We start from the raw sequence: 15,537 nt of genomic DNA, 5'->3' as shown, positions 1-15,537 counted from the left end.
GGGTCTAATCAATGCGATCCGGCTTGGCAAGAGCAGAATTCATCGCCGGCGCAAAACGTTTCGCGGAAACGCCGTCATCCACCGCCTTCGGAAAGATGCCCGCCTTGGCCACGGCCCGGACCGGGCCGAAAGGCCATGCAAGCTGCCTCACAGGCGGGCTGCGGTGCCGTGCGAGGGACAGGTCGCGCCGGGAGGCGGGGTGTCCGGCGCCCGCTGACCTTTCCGCGGCCGAGCTGGTCAGGATTGGCAGCCTGCGCAACCGGCCTGCGCCGGGCGCATGCGCAGCGCCTTGCGCGGCAAGGGCTTCTTCGAAGAACATCGCGCCATGAATCAGAAAGAAGCCGCCGCCGCGCTCTCCGTCTGGGTCGCGCTCGAAAGTCCCACCAGCCATCCCGCCGGGGTCAACGGCATGATGGACCTCGTCCAGAAGGAGGTCGCCGGGCTGCCGATCGCGGCCGAGCGCATTCCCGGTCGCGACGGGCTCGGCGACATGGTCCTCCTGCGCGCCGGGCTCGCCAATGGCCAGCCGGGCGTCGCCGTGATGTCGCATCTCGACACGGTGCACCCGGTCGGCACCAGCGCCAGGGAGCTGCCGGTGCGGATCGACGGCGACCGGCTCTACGGCCCCGGCGTCTACGACATGAAGGGCGGCGCCTGGCTCGCCTTGCAGGCCTTCAAGCAGGTCGCGGCCGCAGGCTCGGCCAAGCGGCCGCTGAGCTTCCTGTTCACGCCGGACGAGGAGATCGGTTCTCCGACCAGCCGGGCGCTGATCGAGGAGATCGGCAAGGGCGCGAAGGCGGTGCTCGTCACCGAACCGGCGCGGCAGGGCGGCAAGATCGTCACCGCGCGCAAGGGCGTCGGCCGTTTCGATGTCAGGCTCGAAGGGCGGCCCTCCCATGCCGGCTCAAAGCACGCCGACGGGCGCAGCGCCATCCGCGAGGCGGCCCACCAGATCCTGGCGATCGAGGGCATGACCGATTATGCGCGCGGCATCACCACCAGCGTGGCGCTGATCGGCGGCGGCACGGCGGCGAACGTCATCCCGCAGCATGCCTGGTTCAGCGTCGATTGCCGCGTGACCACGCTCGCCGACGGCAAGATGATGGAAAACCGCATCCTCAGCCTGAAGCCGCATGACCCCGATGTCGCGCTGCGCATCACCGGCGGCATGAACCGGCCGCCCTACGAGAAGTCGGCTGCGGTGGCGGAGCTGTTCGAGCTGGCCCGCAAGGTTGCGGCCGATGTCGGCTTCGACCTGCAGGATTGCCCAATGACCGGTGGCGGCTCGGATGGCAACTTCACCGCTGCGCTCGGCGTGCCGACCTTGGATGGGCTCGGCATCGATGGCGACGGCGCGCATACCTTGCAGGAATACGGGCTGATCTCTTCGATCACCCAGCGACAGGCGCTGATGAAGGGCCTGCTGGAGACGATCTAAGGCGTTTTCGCCTCACGCACGGTTCTTGAGAAAACGCGGGTCATCCCAGGCGACCGCAGGGAGACCCGGGATCCATGCCTGAACCTTTCGCGGGGAGCGCTCCGGTATGGATCCCGGGTCTACGCTTCGCTCCGCCCAGGATGACCCGTGCTTTGGCTTCGCAGGGACAGAATGCAAAAAAGCCCCTCGCGACGCGAGGGGCTTTCTCGTTTGGGGGGTGCCCGAAGCCTCAGGCTTCCGGCTCGCCCATGCCGCCGGCGGCGAGGAATTTCTCGAGCCAGTGGATGTTGTAGTCGCCGTTGAGAATGTCCGGGTTGCGTACCAGCGTGCGGAACAGCGGCAGCGTCGTGTCGACGCCGTCGACGACGAACTCGTCGAGCGAGCGACGCAGGCGCATCAGGCATTCGTCGCGGTTGCGGCCATGCACGATCAGCTTGCCGACGAGTGAGTCGTAATGCGGTGGGATCGTGTAGCCCTGATAGGCGGCCGAATCGACGCGCACACCGAGGCCGCCCGGAGTGTGGAACGAGGTGATCTTGCCGGGCGAGGGGCGGAAGGTCGCGTGATGCTCGGCATTGACCCGGCACTCGATGGCATGGCCCTCGATGACGATGTCGGACTGCTTGAGCGAGAGCGGCGCGCCCGCGGCGATGCGGATCTGCTCGTTGACGAGGTCGATGCCGGTGATCATCTCGGTCACCGGATGCTCGACCTGGATGCGGGTGTTCATCTCGATGAAGTAGAACTCGCCGTCCTCGTAGAGGAATTCGATCGTGCCGGCGCCGCGATACTGCAATTCGCGCATCGCCTTGGCGCAGATCTCGCCGATCCGGTCGCGCTCGCCGGCATTCAGCGCGGGCGAGGGGCCTTCTTCCCAGACCTTCTGGTGGCGACGCTGCAGCGAGCAGTCGCGCTCGCCGAGATGGATCGCGTGGCCGCGGCCGTCGCCGAGCACCTGGATCTCGATATGGCGCGGCTTCTCGAGATATTTCTCGATATAGACCGCGTCGTCGCCGAAATTGGCCTTGGCTTCGCTGCGGGCCGTGGACAGGAGGACGGATACTTCATCCTCCGTGCGCACCACCTTCATGCCCTTGCCGCCGCCGCCCGAGGCGGCCTTGATGATCACGGGCAGGCCGATTTCGCGGATGATCTTCAGCGCTTCCTCGTCATCCGCGACGCCGCCTTCCGAGCCCGGCACGCAGGGGATGCCAAGACGCTTCGCCGTGCGCTTGGCCTCGATCTTGTCGCCCATGCTGCGGATATGCTCGGCCTTGGGGCCGATGAAGGCGATGTTGTGCCGGTCCAGGATCTCGGCGAAGCGGGCGTTCTCGGAGAGAAAGCCGTAGCCTGGATGAACCGCGTCGGCGCCGGTGATCTCGCAGGCCGCGATCAGGGCGGGGATGTTGAGATAGCTCTCGCGGGCCGGCGGCGGCCCGATGCAGACGCTCTCGTCGGCGAGGCGCACATGCATCGCATTGGCATCGGCCGTGGAATGCACCGCGACGGTCGCGATGCCGAGCTCCTTGGCGGCGCGCAGCACGCGCAGCGCGATCTCTCCACGATTGGCGATCAGGATCTTGTCGAACATCTTGAAACCCAAATCGGACCCGGCGGCGCGAGGCGCCGCGCTCACTCGATCACCAGCAGCGGCTCGCCGTATTCCACCGGCTGGCCGTCCTCGACCATGATGGCCGTGACCTTGCCGGCGCGGGGCGCAACGATGTCGTTGAAGGTCTTCATCGCCTCGACGAGCAGGATGCGCTCACCCTGCTTCACGACACTGCCGATCTCGACGAAGGGCTTGGCGTCGGGCGAGGGGCGGCGATAGGCGGTCCCGACCATCGGGGAGGGCACGGCGCCCGGATGGGCGGCGGTCGGCTTGGCATCGACCGGCGCGCTGGCCGCGGCGACCGGGGCCGGCATCGCCATCATCTGGGGGGCGGCGGGAACCTGGACGGTCGTCGAGATATTGCGGGCGACGCGGACGCGCAGATCGCCCTTCTCGACCTCGATCTCGGTGAGATCGGTCTGGTTCAGGAGCTCGGCGAGCTCGCGGACAAGTTCGGGGTCGATCGGGCTCTTGGTCGCCATGGCGGGTATCACCGTCTTCTTCAGATATTCGGATGGGCCTCGGCGAGCGCCGCGAGCCCGTTCATTCGGGTTCAGATGGCCTTCGCCGCCCGCCGCACCTCGCCATCCCTCACGGGGCGGGCGGATCGGAGGCGATGTCCGTTGGGGACGTGGACGGCGACCATCGAGGGCGTTGATTCCGGCACCGCGCGCAGGCGGCAGGAGCCGCCCTCATAAACGTTGCGGGCCGGCAGGGGAAGCCTGAAGCGCCCCGCCGGCCCGTTCGTGCGTGTGGAAGCGACGGTTCAGCCGGCGCAGTCGGTCTTGCCGCAGCGGCGGACGGAATCGATCTTCGACTTGAGGGCGGCCTGGCCGACCGCGCCGAAGACGATCTCGTCGCCGACGATGAAGGCCGGCGTGCCGGTGAGGCCGAGGCGATCGCCGAGCGCGACGGTGTCCTCGATCGCGGCCTTGGTGGCGGGGGCTTCCATGTCCTTCTTCACCTGCGCGATATCGGCGCCGGCTTCCTTGGCGATGTCGAGCGCCTTGGCGGCGTTGACCTTGCCCTTCACGCCCATCAGCTTGTTGTGGAACTCGAAATATTTCGCGCCCTGGAGCTGGTTCTTCACGGCGACGGCGACGCGGCTGGCCTCGACCGAATCAGGCCCGAGGATCGGGAAGTCCTTGAGGACGACGCGCAGCTTCGGATCGGCCTTGGAGAGCGCGGTCACGTCCTCCATCGCCCTTTTGCAGAAGCCGCAATTGTAATCCATGAACTCGACGAGGGTGATGTCCCCCTCGGGATTGCCGATGATGACCGAGGTCGCGGGATCGGTGATCCGGGCCTTCTCGGCGGCGACCGCGTTGCGCTGGGCATCGGCCTGGGCGACCGTGTTGCGGCGCTCCAGCTCGATCAGAGCGTCCTGGATGATCTCGGGATTCTTCAGGATCGTCTCGCGGATGAGATCGGTCACCGCCTTGCGCTGTTCGGGCGAGAGCGGCTGGCCCTGCGCCATGGCCGGGGCAGCGGAGGCCGCGAGCCAGAGGCCGAGCGCGATGGCGGCAGGCCGCAGGCAGGCGCGCGCCAGGCTGGTCAGGGTCGGGAAAGCCATCTCGTCATCCTTTCAAAACCGCCGGCCGACAGGTGCCGACGGAAGCAACGCGTCTGGCGCGAGCTTGTGGGTGTTCGGGGGGCGAAGGTCAAATCACAGCTCTGCCAGCGGTTGCGGCCGATGGTTGCAGGGCGCCGTGGGCTCGGCTACGCGATCTCGCTGCCTCGCGAACCCGGACAAGCCGATGTCGAAGCCCCTGATTGCGCCCGCCGCCTTGCCCGCTCTGGCCGAGCGGGCCGAGCGTGTCGCCCCCTTCATCGTCATGGACGTGATGAACCAGGCTGCCGCCATCGAGCGCCGCGGCGGCTCGGTCGTGCATATGGAAGTCGGCCAGCCCTCGGCGCCGACGCCGGCCTCGATTCGCGCCGCAGCGGCGCGGGCGCTGGAGCACGGCCGGATCGGGTACACGCAGGCGCTCGGCACGGATTCGCTGAGGGATCGCATCGCGCGCCATTATCGGGATGCTTATGGCGTCCAGGTGGCGGCCGAGCGTGTGGTGGTGACGACGGGCTCGTCGGGCGGCTTCATCCTGGCCTTCCTCGCCTGTTTCCAGCCGGGCGCGCGGATCGCGATCACGGCGCCGGGCTACCCGGCCTATCGCAACATCCTGATCGCGCTCGGGTTGGAGCCGGTCGCGATCGAGGTCGGCCCCGAGACGCGTTTCGCCCTGACGCCAGAGCTGATCGAGCGTGCCCATCGCGAGAAGCCGCTCGCGGGCGTGCTGACCATGAGCCCGGCCAACCCGACCGGCGTGGTGATGGCGCCCGAGGCGATCGCCGATGTCGCCACCTGCTGCCGCAAGCTCGGGCTCTGGTACATTTCAGACGAGATCTATCACGGCCTGACCTACGAGACCCCGGCAATGACGGCGCTCGCCGCCGATCAGGACGCGATCATCGTCAACTCCTTCTCCAAGTATTACTGCATGACCGGCTGGCGCGTCGGCTGGCTCGTCGTTCCGCAGCGGCTGGTGCGCACGATCGAGCGCCTGCAGCAGAATTTTTCGATCTCGGTACCCTATCTCAGCCAGGTCGCGGGCGAGGCGGCTTTCGATGCGACGGAAGAATGCGAGGCGATCAAGGCCGGCTATGCCGAGAACCGCGCCTTCCTGCTCAAGGCGCTGCCGGAGATCGGGCTCGGCGATTTCCTGCCGGTGGACGGGGCCTTCTACGTCTATCTCGACATCGGCCGGTACTCGAACGACTCCATGGCCTTCTGCCGCAGCGTGCTCGAAGAGGCCGGGGTCGCGATCACGCCCGGACTCGATTTCGACGAAACGCGCGGCGCGCGCACGATCAGGCTTTCCTTCGCCGGCTCGCTCGGCGAATGCGAGGAGGCGGTGACGCGCATCGGCGCCTGGATGAAGAAGCGCTGAGCAGGCGCTTGCACCCCCTCGGGAATTTCTTGCCAGAATTCGCGGAATACCAGCATTCTGAATCCGTGGGATAGCGCGGAGGCTTGTTATGAACATCGCTGCATCGGGCGCATCAGTCCCGCGGCGAGGCATTGCCAGAATGGTTTCCCTGTTCGGTTGGCTGGCGCTTGCTTTCGTATTTCTGCCTTCGGCCGCTCCGGCCCGGGCCGACGATCAATCCTCCATCATCCTCAACCTTCGCGGCGACGAAACGCCCGAGACGATCCGCCGGATGGTCGACGCCTTGTCCGCTCCCGGGCGGCAGGTCGAGATTCGGGTCGGCGGCGTTACCGCTGCGCCCGCTGTGGCACCATCCGCGGAGCCTGCGAGCAAGGCCAAGACTGCTGCCGCGCAACCTGCTCCCGCCCGGTCGATGGCGGATGAGGATGGTTTCCAGACCGAGGTCAACGCCCTGGTCGACCGGTTCGTCGACGGTGTCGGGTATAGCGGCACCTCGATCCCGGCGATCGCCGAATTGCCGACCGACTGGGGTAGGGCCTGGCAGCGTAATCTCAATGGCCGCGAAAGCCTGCCTGCCGGCTGGCGCGTCTTCGGGATCGTCTGCCTCGCGCTCGCCGCCGCGTTCGTGTTCCGGATCGCGACCGCCCGCTGGTTTGCGCGGAAGATGCAGCCGGCCGGGCCCGAATTCACGCCACGTCTCGTCGCCTCGTCCTGGGGGCTGCTCCAGGATATCGCGACCATCTTCCTGGCCCTGGCTCTGGCGAGGCTCGCCCGCAACGCCTGGCTGCCCGAGAACGATCTCGCCAATATCGCTCTCACGACCGGCGCCAACGGCGCGGCGATCGGCGCGATCTACATTGCGGTCGGCCGCTTCCTGCTCTCGCCCGGCGCGCCGGCGCGGCGGATCATGCCATTGCCGCGCGCCGAGGTGCATTTCCGTCGGCTCGTCGCCTACGCGATCCTGACGCCGCTGATCGTGACCGGTATCCTGCTCGCCCACCATGTCAGTACAGGTCCGCGCCCGGTGACCGGGCTGATCGCGCTCACCGGGCTTGCCATCACGCTGTTCAAGATCTGGTGGTTCCATGACGCGCGTTACGATCTGGCGGCGCTGGTCCTCTCCGGCTCCTCGGAGCCCGGCCCCATCCGGCGGCTGATCGCGGCCGGGACGGCCTGGTTCTACATCGCCACGACGGTCGTGCTCTGGATGGTCAGCAGCGCGGCTGCGATGATGTCGAATGGCGGGCGCTGGGCCGAGGCCGCGGCGACGACGCAGGTCGCGATCGTCCTGATCCCCGTCTTCGCCGTCGGCATCTCCAGCCTGATGCGTTGCCATGCGATGCGGCACGAGGCCGAGCATGGCGCCACGCCGATGTGGCGCGCCGGCAGCGCGGCGCTGCGCGCCGCTGCCGTCGGGGCGCTGTGGGCGGTCGGCTTCTTCGTCCTGGCGCGTCTCTGGGCCGGCTTGCTGCTGGGCGTCACCTCAGGGCAATTCGCCATGGTGATGCGGCAGACCGCGGGTGTTGCGATCTTCGCCTTCGTCGGCTGGGTTGCGCTCGTCTTCCTGCACGCCTTCTTCGACGGCTATACGCCGAGGCCGCGCGTCGTCGGTCCCGCCGACGAGGACGCGGCGCATGAGGAGGGCGTGCCGAGCCGGCTGGCGACGGTCCTGCCGGTGCTGCGCGGCGTCGTGCTGGGCGCGGTGCTCGGCCTCACGATCCTCATCGTGCTGTCGCGGCTGGGCGTCGATATCGGGCCGCTCCTTGCCGGCTTCGGCATTCTCGGCCTCGCCATCTCCTTCGGCTCGCAGGCCTTGGTGCGCGACATCGTCTCCGGCCTGTTCTTCATGCTGGAGGATGCCTTCCGCGTCGGCGAATATGTCGATACCGGCCGGCTCAAGGGCACGGTCGAGAAGATATCGCTGCGCTCCATGCAGTTGCGCCACCAGAGCGGCCAGATCCACACCGTGCCCTTCGGCCAGGTCCAGTCGCTGACCAATGCCAGCCGCGACTGGGCGACGGTGAAGTTCAACGTCCGCCTCGATCATGCCGCCGATATCGAGCAGGCCCGCAAGGCGATCAAGAAGACCGGCATCGCCATGCTTGAAGACCCAGAATTTGCGCCGCATTTCATCGCGCCGCTCAAGATGCAGGGCGTGGCCGACATCACCGACAGCGCCATCGTCATCCGGCTGAAATTCACGGCCAAGCCGAACCAGGCCTCGGCGTTGCAGCGCGAGTCGCTGAAGCGCGTCTATCGTGCCCTCAACGACGCCCATGTGCCCTTCGCCTCGAATGCCGTCACGGTGCGCGGCGGCGAGGGTGGCATGCAGAGCCAGGCCGCCGCGGCGATCTCGACCGTGCCGCCGCCAAGCCCGCTTGCGCCGGCGGCAGGCTGAGATGGATTGATCGCCGCTGACGACAAGTGACGGATCGAGACCGGGCGTAGCCGGGACTGGCTTGCTGCTCTGGACAACTCGCCCGCCAGATTTCCTTGCCCGTTAAAAAGAAGAAGCCCGCTGCGAGGTGCAGCGGGCTTCGTCATCTATCGGGCTTCAGCGTCGCGCTCAGGAACGGCCGGCGAGCCTGTTCCACCAGCCGCCGCGCTTCGGGCGGTTCGGGTCCGGCTCCGTCAGCACGACCGCGACGGGCTCTTCGGCAGGCGCCGGGGCAGGAGCGGGCTCAGGCGCCGGAGCGGGTTCGGCCGGAGCGGCAGCAGCTTCGGGAGCGGGAGCTTCGGCCTTGGTCTCGACGGGGGCCGGTGCGGCTTCAGCGATGGCCTCGCCACCCTCGGTGATCGGCACGACCTTCTTGCGCGAACGGCTGCGCTTGGGCTTTTCGGCCTCGGCGGGAGCAGCCTCGGTCGCGACGGTCTCGGCCTTGGCCTCGGTTTCCTTGGCGGCCTCGGCCTTCGGCTTGCGGGCGCGGCTGCGCTTCGGCTTGGCGGGCTCGGCCGCAGGTTCCTCGGCGACCGGCTCCGGAGCGGTCTCGGCAACGGCTTCGGCGGCCGGCTCGGCAGCGGCCGAAGTCACGGCCTCGTCGCCGTCCTCCTCGCCCTCGTCGCCTTCGTCATCGCCCTGCGCGCCGTCGAGCTGCTGGCCCTGCTCGTCACGCTCGCCGCCACGCCGGCGCCGACGCCGACGCCGGCGACGGCGGTTGTTGTCACCCTCGCCACGCTCGGACTGGCCCTGGGCCTCTTCCGCGATGGTCTCGGTGCCGCCGGTCTCGGCGTCGAGAGCAGCCGCTTCCGCAGCGGCGTCGAGCGCCTCGTCGTCGACGTCGGACGCGATCGCTTCGGCCTTGAAGCTGGTCGGAACGATCCGGCCCTCATTGCCGACGAACTCGCCGCGCTCGACCTCGAAATAGCGGGTACCAAGCAGGTTCGCGTCGGTCGAGATCGTGATCGCGATGGCGAAGCGGGTCTCTAGATCGGCGAGATGGGCGCGCTTCTGGTTGAGGACATAGAGCGCCACTTCCGGCCGGGTGCGGACGGTGAGGTTGTGCGAGGCGCTCTTGATCAGCGTCTCCTCCAGCGCACGCAGGATCTGCAGCGCGACCGAGGGGGTCGAGCGGATCATGCCGGCGCCGGCGCAGTGCGGGCAGGGCACCGAGGAGGATTCGAGCACGCCGGTGCGGATGCGCTGGCGCGACATCTCCAGGAGGCCGAAGGCCGAGATGCGGCCGACCTGGATGCGGGCGCGGTCGTCCTTGAGGCACTCCTTCAGCTTCTTCTCGACCGCGCGATTGTTCCGGTTCTCCTCCATGTCGATGAAATCGATCACGATGAGGCCGGCGAGGTCGCGCAGGCGCAGCTGGCGGGAGATTTCCTCCGCCGCTTCGAGATTGGTCTTGAGGGCAGTGTCCTCGATATTGTGCTCGCGGGTCGAGCGGCCCGAGTTGATGTCGATCGCGACCAGCGCTTCCGTCTGGTTGATGACGAGATAGCCGCCGGATTTCAGCGTGACCGTGTTCGAGAACATCGCGTCGAGCTGGCTTTCGACGCCGAAGCTCGCGAAGAGCGGTGTCTGCTCGCGATAGGGCTTCACGCTCTTGGCATGGCTCGGCATGAGCATGCGCATGAAGTCCTTGGCCTCGCGATAGGCGTTATCGCCGGCGACGTGAACCTCGTCGATATCCTTGTTGTAGAGGTCGCGGATCGAGCGCTTGACGAGGTTGCCCTCCTCGTAGACCAGCGACGGGGCGACGGAGGCCAGCGTCAGCTCGCGCACGCTCTCCCACATCCGCATGAGATATTCGTAGTCGCGCCGGATCTCGACCTTGGTGCGCGAGGCACCGGCCGTACGCAGGATCAGGCCCATCCCCTCCGGGACCTCCAGCTCCTGCGCGATCTCCTTCAGGCGCTTGCGGTCCTCGGTGTTGGTGATCTTGCGCGAGATGCCGCCGCCCTTGCCGGTGTTCGGCATCAGCACCGAATAGCGGCCGGCGAGCGAGAGATAAGTGGTGAGCGCCGCGCCCTTGTTGCCGCGCTCTTCCTTGACGACCTGGACCAGGATGATCTGGCGGCGCTTGATCACCTCCTGGATCTTGTACTGGCGACGGTGGCTGCGCTGGCGGCGCTCCGGCATGTCGTCGAGAGCGTCGCCGCCGCCGAGCTGCTCGGGCGCCTCTTCGGCATCCTCGTCGCCGTGATCGTCGTCGTGGTCGTCCTCGGACGGCTTGCGCGCCTCGGTGTCCGCGCTCTCGGCCGAAACGGTTTCCTCCACCGCGGTCGCTTCGACGGTCTCGAAGGTCAGCGGGGCGGCGTTCTCGACGGCGTCCTCGGTGGCCGATTCGGCGATCGCCGGGGCGAAGACCTCACCGAAAGCGGGACCGCCCTCGTTGACCATGGCGGCTTCCTTGCCGTCGGTCACGACGTCGACATCATCGCCGGTCGCTTCGACCTCGGCCGAGACCGTCTCGTCGGCGGTGGCCTTCTTGGCGCGATGATCGCGATCGCCACGGCGGCCGCGGTCGCGGCGGCCACGCTTCTCGCGGCGCTCCTCGTCGCGTTCCTCGTCACGCTCGGCGCGGGCCTCGTCGTCGAGCAGCGCCTGCCGATCGGCGACGGGGATCTGGTAGTAGTCGGGATGGATCTCGGAGAAGGCGAGGAAGCCGTGGCGGTTGCCGCCATATTCCACGAAGGCGGCCTGGAGCGAGGGCTCCACGCGCGTCACCTTGGCGAGATAGATATTGCCGCGGAGCGGCTTTCGGCTGGCGGATTCGAAATCAAATTCTTCGACGCGGGATCCGCGGACCACCACGACCCGGGTCTCCTCCGGGTGGGTGGCATCGATAAGCATCTTGTTGGCCATAAGATAGTTCCATTGGCGCGGCTGCCGACCTGTGCCGCATGGCTACGGACGTGAATCCGCCGCCGCGGGCGAGGGCGCCGCGAGAAGGCCGGAGCGAGCCGGCATGTTGCAGGAGGGAGGAGGAAGCGGTCGAGACGGGAAGGCGGCTCGGAACAGCCACCCGGGCGACAAGCCCGGCGCGGTTCCGCAGGTTCGGACGGTTCACCGATGGTGCTAGCGGCGTCTTATGCCCCGTCATCTGTCCTGACCTGCGATGCTCCGGCCGAATAGCCAGGCGCATCGCGTTTGCACGCTCGCAAGACAGGGCAGGGCGCAGAAAACACGCAATCCCGATGCCAACCGTCTGCGGACGATCCGTTGCGGTCGTCTTGTTGCCGCCGTCCCGTTCGGGAGCGGTGGCCCAGCCTGCTTCGGACGCCGACGGATCGCACGATCCGGATGTGTCCCTCGGACAGGCTGACAAGCAACCTGTTCCATTACAGACAGGTGATGGTGATTTGCAAGTCACATGAGGGCCGCATTTCAGCCGGCGCTTCCTGAGGCGGTTCCCGGCCTACCGGAGAGATGGTAACGGGCTGTTAGGATTTCAGCCCCGTTATGGTTAAACCCTCGTAACAAGAGACGGGATTTTTCAACTGTTCTCGTGCATCCGCCGCGCTGATGGGAGCCGTCGTGATGCGCCGTGGCGGCCCTGGGCGCTGCGGTGCGCGCTGGCCGCTGCCTGCCTGCTGGCAATCGCTCCCGTGACAGGCCATTCGCCCGCTTGGGCACAGCCGAAGACCGAGCCGCGGCCGCAGAGCGAATACCCGGTCGCGACCGACGCCCGCATCGAGCAGAACGGCGAGACCGTGCGGCTCTCGATGATGCTGTCCGCCTCCGTCGCGGTCGATGCCTGGGTGCAGGCGTCGCCCGATCGCGTCATCGTCGAATTGCCCTCGACCAATTTCCAGATCCAGCCCTCGGCCAAACGCAATGCCGGTTTCGTCAGCGGCTATCGCTACGGCCTGTTCACGGCCGACAAAGCGCGAATCATCATCGACCTGTCCCAGCCCGCCACCATCGCCAAGGCTGAGGTGAAGACGGTGCGCGGCGGCTTCGGCGAGCTCGCGATCGAGCTGAAGAAGGTGTCGCGGGCGGATTTCCTGGCCGATGCCGGGAAGGTGCTGAAGCCCGGAGCGCCAGCACCGACGCCGGCGCCGACCAAGGCAGCCGGCGAGACACGTCGCACGATCGTGATCGACCCCGGCCATGGCGGCATCGATCCCGGAGCGACGGTCGCCTCGATCGCCGAGAAGGCGGTGGTCCTCGCTTTCGGCAAGGCGCTCAAGGAGCAGTTGGAGGCCAACGGCCGCTACCGCATCGTCATGACCCGCGACGACGACCGCTTCGTCTCGCTCGGCGACCGCGTGCAGATCGGGCGCAGCGAACAGGCCGACCTGTTCATCTCGATCCATGCCGATTCACTGACGCAGGCCCAGGATGTACGCGGTGCGACCGTTTATACCCGCTCGGAACGGGCAACCGACGCCGAGGCCGCCCGGCTCGCGGCCAAGGAAAACGAGGCCGATTCCGTCGCGGGCCTGGAAACCAGCGAGGAAGTACAGGACGTCGCCGGCATCCTGATGGATCTCGCCCGGCGCGAGACGCGAACCTTCACCGGGGTCTTCGCGCGCAATCTCGTCGAGAAGCTCGGCGGCTCGATCAAGATGCACAAGATACCGCTGCGCTCGGCCCGATTCTGGGTTCTGAGCGCGCCCGATGTGCCCTCCGTGCTGATCGAGCTCGGCTATATGTCGAGCCCGAAGGATGCCGAACTGCTGAACTCGCCGGAATGGCGGGGCAAGGCGGTGACGGCCGTCTCAGCCGCGATCGAGGACTATTTCGCCCGCGAGCGGGCCTCGGTCGGCAAGGCGGCAGAGAGCCGGAACTAGGGAACCCCAACGGTTCCGGTTGCGCCATGCTGCGAACGGCGGCAGGGATGGGGAACGGCCGAATCGTCGGCGGCGTGCCCGCGTGCGTTCCGAAGGCTGTCGGATGATGCGGAATGTGGTCGCGAGGCCACGGTTCCGCCATCTCCGTCATGTTATAGCTATGATTTGCGAAGCGCCCCGATTTGGCGCCCGCCGGGTGGCAATTACGGGGTCCAGGGCCTGAGATGCGGTTCATTCTGCGAATCTTCGGATGGTTGTTCGCCGCCGGCGCGATCGCTTTCGTGATCGGCGCCGCCATCGCCGGCGGCCTGATCTGGCATTACTCGCGCGATCTGCCGGACTATGCGCAGCTCAGGAACTACGAGCCGCCGGTGATGACCCGCGTCCATGCGGGCGACGGCAGCCTGATCGCCGAATATGCGCGCGAGCGGCGCCTCTATCTGCCGATCCAGGCCGTGCCGAAGCTCGTCGTCGACGCCTATATCTCGGCCGAGGACAAGAATTTCTACAAGCATGTCGGCGTCGATCCGGAAGGCTTGGTCCGCGCCGCCATCTCCAATTTCCGCAACCGCAGCGCCAATCGCCGGCCGCAGGGCGCCTCGACGATCACCCAGCAGGTCGCGAAGAACTTCTTTCTGAGCCCCGAGCAGTCGATCGAGCGCAAGATTCGCGAAGCGCTCGTCGCGCTGAAGCTCGAATCGACCTACTCGAAGGATAAGATCCTCGAGCTCTATCTGAACGAGATCTATCTCGGCGCTCCGGCGCCGGGGCAGGGCAGCTACGGCATCGCCGCGGCCGCGCTGAACTATTTCGGCAAGTCGGTGCATGAGCTGAACCTGCAGGAAGCGGCCTATCTTGCTGCGCTTCCGAAGGCGCCGACCGATCTGCACCCCTTCCGCAACCGTGACCGCGCGATCGAGCGCCGCAACTACGTGATCGATCGCATGGTCGAGAACGGCTACGTCAAGCGCGAGGCGGGCGAGGAGGCCAAGAAGCAGCCGCTCGGCGTCAATCCGCGCACTGTGTCGCCGAATCAGATTGCGGCCGGCTATTTCGCCGAGGAGATTCGGCGCGAGCTGCAGGATCGCTACGGCGAGAAGAAGCTCCTCGAAGGCGGCCTATCGGTCCGTGCCACGGTCGATCCCAAGATCCAGTTGATGGCGCGCAAGGCGCTGGTCGACGGTCTCGTGCGCTTCGACGAGGCGCGCGGCTGGCGCGGCGCGATCCAGAAGCTCGACCTCGCCGGCAAGGAATGGGGCGCCGTCGTCGGCGAGCTGCCGGTCCTGGGCGACGTCGCGCCGTGGCGCCTCGCCGTGGTGCTCGACGTCAACGGCGACAGCGCCAGGCTCGGACTGCATCCCTTGCGCGATACCGCGGGCCACCTCAACAAGGAGCGCCAGACCCTGACACTGGCCGCCGACGGCATCAAATGGACCCGCCGCGCCCGCGTCTCGCAGGCCGTGTCGGTTGGTGACGTCGTCTATGTCGAGCCGATCGAGAGCCGGCCGGGCTTCGCGCGTCTCAGGCAATTGCCGGAGGTCAACGGCGCCATCGTCGCGATGGATCCGTTCTCGGGCCGCGTGCTCGCGATGGTCGGCGGCTTCAGCCACGACCAGTCGGAGTTCAACCGCGCGACGCAGGCGCTGCGCCAGCCCGGCTCCTCCTTCAAGCCCTTCGTCTACGCGACCGCGCTCGACAACGGCTACACGCCGTCGAGCATCATCCTGGACGCTCCGATCGAGATCGATCAGGGGCCGGGGCTGGGCATGTGGCGGCCGGAGAATTTCGACGGCAAGTCGACCGGCCCGCGCACGCTGCGCTACGGCATCCAGTTCTCGAAGAACCTGATGACGGTGCGGCTCGCCAAGGATGTCGGCATGCCGCTGATCGCCGAATATGCCCGTCGCTTCGGCGTCTATGACGATCTCCAGCCGGTGCTGTCGATGTCGCTGGGCGCCGGCGAGACGACCGTGATGCGGATGACCGCGGGCTATTCGATGCTGGTCAACGGCGGCAAGCGCATCCGGCCGACCCTGATCGACCGTATCCAGGACCGCACGGGCTCGACGATCTTCCGGCATGATCAGCGCGTCTGCGAAGGCTGCAACGCCGAAAAATGGGCGAACCAGCAGGAGCCGCGCCTGATCGACAACCGCGAACAGGTGCTCGACCCGCTGACGGCGTACCAGATGGTCTCGATCCTCGAAGGCGTGGTCAACGCCGGCACGGCGACCGTGGTCAAGTCCGTGGGCAAGCCGCTCGCCGGCAAGACCGGCACGACCAACGACGCCAAGGAC

Annotated in this window: 10 protein-coding genes; 5 read left to right on the top strand and 5 right to left on the bottom strand. The window is 67.3% G+C overall.

All coding sequences use genetic code 11. The features are described from left to right. Window positions 1–4: 4 nt before the first annotated feature. Window positions 5–319, bottom strand: coding sequence for a hypothetical protein (locus tag JHD80_RS23880; RefSeq protein ID WP_199092524.1), 315 nt, complete (start codon window positions 317–319; stop codon window positions 5–7). Window positions 320–325: 6 nt separating this feature from the next. On the opposite strand from JHD80_RS23880, the gene JHD80_RS23875 reads away from it, so the two are divergent. Next, the gene (locus JHD80_RS23875) at window positions 326–1,438 is read left to right on the top strand and encodes a M20 family metallopeptidase (RefSeq protein ID WP_199092523.1); all 1,113 of its coding nucleotides are present in this window, start codon (window positions 326–328) and stop codon (window positions 1,436–1,438) included. A 229-nt stretch (window positions 1,439–1,667) separates the two neighbouring features. On the opposite strand, the gene accC is transcribed toward JHD80_RS23875, so the two are convergent. The 3 genes from accC to JHD80_RS23860 all read right to left on the bottom strand — a co-directional run bounded on the left by accC (window position 1,668) and on the right by JHD80_RS23860 (window position 4,623). Then, complete coding sequence (gene accC / locus JHD80_RS23870) at window positions 1,668–3,029, bottom strand: acetyl-CoA carboxylase biotin carboxylase subunit (RefSeq protein ID WP_199092521.1); 1,362 nt, start codon at window positions 3,027–3,029, stop codon at window positions 1,668–1,670. A 41-nt stretch (window positions 3,030–3,070) separates the two neighbouring features. After that, window positions 3,071–3,532: an acetyl-CoA carboxylase biotin carboxyl carrier protein gene (gene accB, locus JHD80_RS23865; RefSeq protein WP_199092519.1), complete on the bottom strand. Its 462-nt coding sequence runs from the start codon at window positions 3,530–3,532 to the stop codon at window positions 3,071–3,073. A gap of 284 nt (window positions 3,533–3,816) precedes the next feature. Then, complete coding sequence (locus JHD80_RS23860) at window positions 3,817–4,623, bottom strand: DsbA family protein (protein ID WP_199092510.1); 807 nt, start codon at window positions 4,621–4,623, stop codon at window positions 3,817–3,819. A gap of 184 nt (window positions 4,624–4,807) precedes the next feature. Here JHD80_RS23860 and JHD80_RS23855 point away from each other — a divergent pair, with 184 nt between their 5' ends. Then, on the top strand, window positions 4,808–5,998 hold the full coding sequence (locus JHD80_RS23855; protein WP_199092508.1) for a pyridoxal phosphate-dependent aminotransferase: 1,191 nt from the start codon (window positions 4,808–4,810) through the stop codon (window positions 5,996–5,998). A 139-nt stretch (window positions 5,999–6,137) separates the two neighbouring features. Beyond that, window positions 6,138–8,396 carry a mechanosensitive ion channel family protein gene (locus JHD80_RS23850; RefSeq protein WP_199092506.1) on the top strand — a complete coding sequence of 753 codons (2,259 nt, stop codon included), beginning with the start codon at window positions 6,138–6,140 and terminating at the stop codon, window positions 8,394–8,396. 168 nt (window positions 8,397–8,564) lie between these two features. On the opposite strand, the gene JHD80_RS23845 is transcribed toward JHD80_RS23850, so the two are convergent. Then, window positions 8,565–11,309 (bottom strand): Rne/Rng family ribonuclease, encoded by a 2,745-nt coding sequence (locus JHD80_RS23845; RefSeq protein WP_199092505.1) that lies wholly within the window; start codon window positions 11,307–11,309, stop codon window positions 8,565–8,567. A 743-nt stretch (window positions 11,310–12,052) separates the two neighbouring features. On the opposite strand from JHD80_RS23845, the gene JHD80_RS23840 reads away from it, so the two are divergent. Both JHD80_RS23840 and JHD80_RS23835 read left to right on the top strand, forming a co-directional pair. Beyond that, the gene (locus JHD80_RS23840) at window positions 12,053–13,240 is read left to right on the top strand and encodes an N-acetylmuramoyl-L-alanine amidase (protein ID WP_199092503.1); all 1,188 of its coding nucleotides are present in this window, start codon (window positions 12,053–12,055) and stop codon (window positions 13,238–13,240) included. A gap of 224 nt (window positions 13,241–13,464) precedes the next feature. Next, a partial coding sequence (locus JHD80_RS23835; RefSeq protein WP_199092501.1) for a penicillin-binding protein 1A occupies window positions 13,465–15,537 on the top strand: 2,073 nt, incomplete at its 3' end.

The sequence above is a fragment of the Allobosea sp. ASV33 genome, from assembly GCF_016428755.1.
Lineage (GTDB): Bacteria > Pseudomonadota > Alphaproteobacteria > Rhizobiales > Beijerinckiaceae > Allobosea.
Note: the sequence above shows the minus strand (reverse complement) of the source record. Positions and strands in the feature narration are given on the sequence as shown.

What these genes read in the sequence shown, in the direction of transcription:
- JHD80_RS23875 (WP_199092523.1), top strand. Translation starts at nt 326, where the DNA reads ATGAATCAGAAAGAAGCCGCCGCCGCGCTCTCCGTCTGGGTCGCGCTC.
- JHD80_RS23845 (WP_199092505.1), bottom strand. Translation starts at nt 11,309, where the DNA reads ATGGCCAACAAGATGCTTATCGATGCCACCCACCCGGAGGAGACCCGG.
- accC (WP_199092521.1), bottom strand. Translation starts at nt 3,029, where the DNA reads ATGTTCGACAAGATCCTGATCGCCAATCGTGGAGAGATCGCGCTGCGC.
- accB (WP_199092519.1), bottom strand. Translation starts at nt 3,532, where the DNA reads ATGGCGACCAAGAGCCCGATCGACCCCGAACTTGTCCGCGAGCTCGCC.
- JHD80_RS23880 (WP_199092524.1), bottom strand. Translation starts at nt 319, where the DNA reads ATGTTCTTCGAAGAAGCCCTTGCCGCGCAAGGCGCTGCGCATGCGCCC.
- JHD80_RS23855 (WP_199092508.1), top strand. Translation starts at nt 4,808, where the DNA reads ATGTCGAAGCCCCTGATTGCGCCCGCCGCCTTGCCCGCTCTGGCCGAG.
- JHD80_RS23850 (WP_199092506.1), top strand. Translation starts at nt 6,138, where the DNA reads ATGGTTTCCCTGTTCGGTTGGCTGGCGCTTGCTTTCGTATTTCTGCCT.
- JHD80_RS23860 (WP_199092510.1), bottom strand. Translation starts at nt 4,623, where the DNA reads ATGGCTTTCCCGACCCTGACCAGCCTGGCGCGCGCCTGCCTGCGGCCT.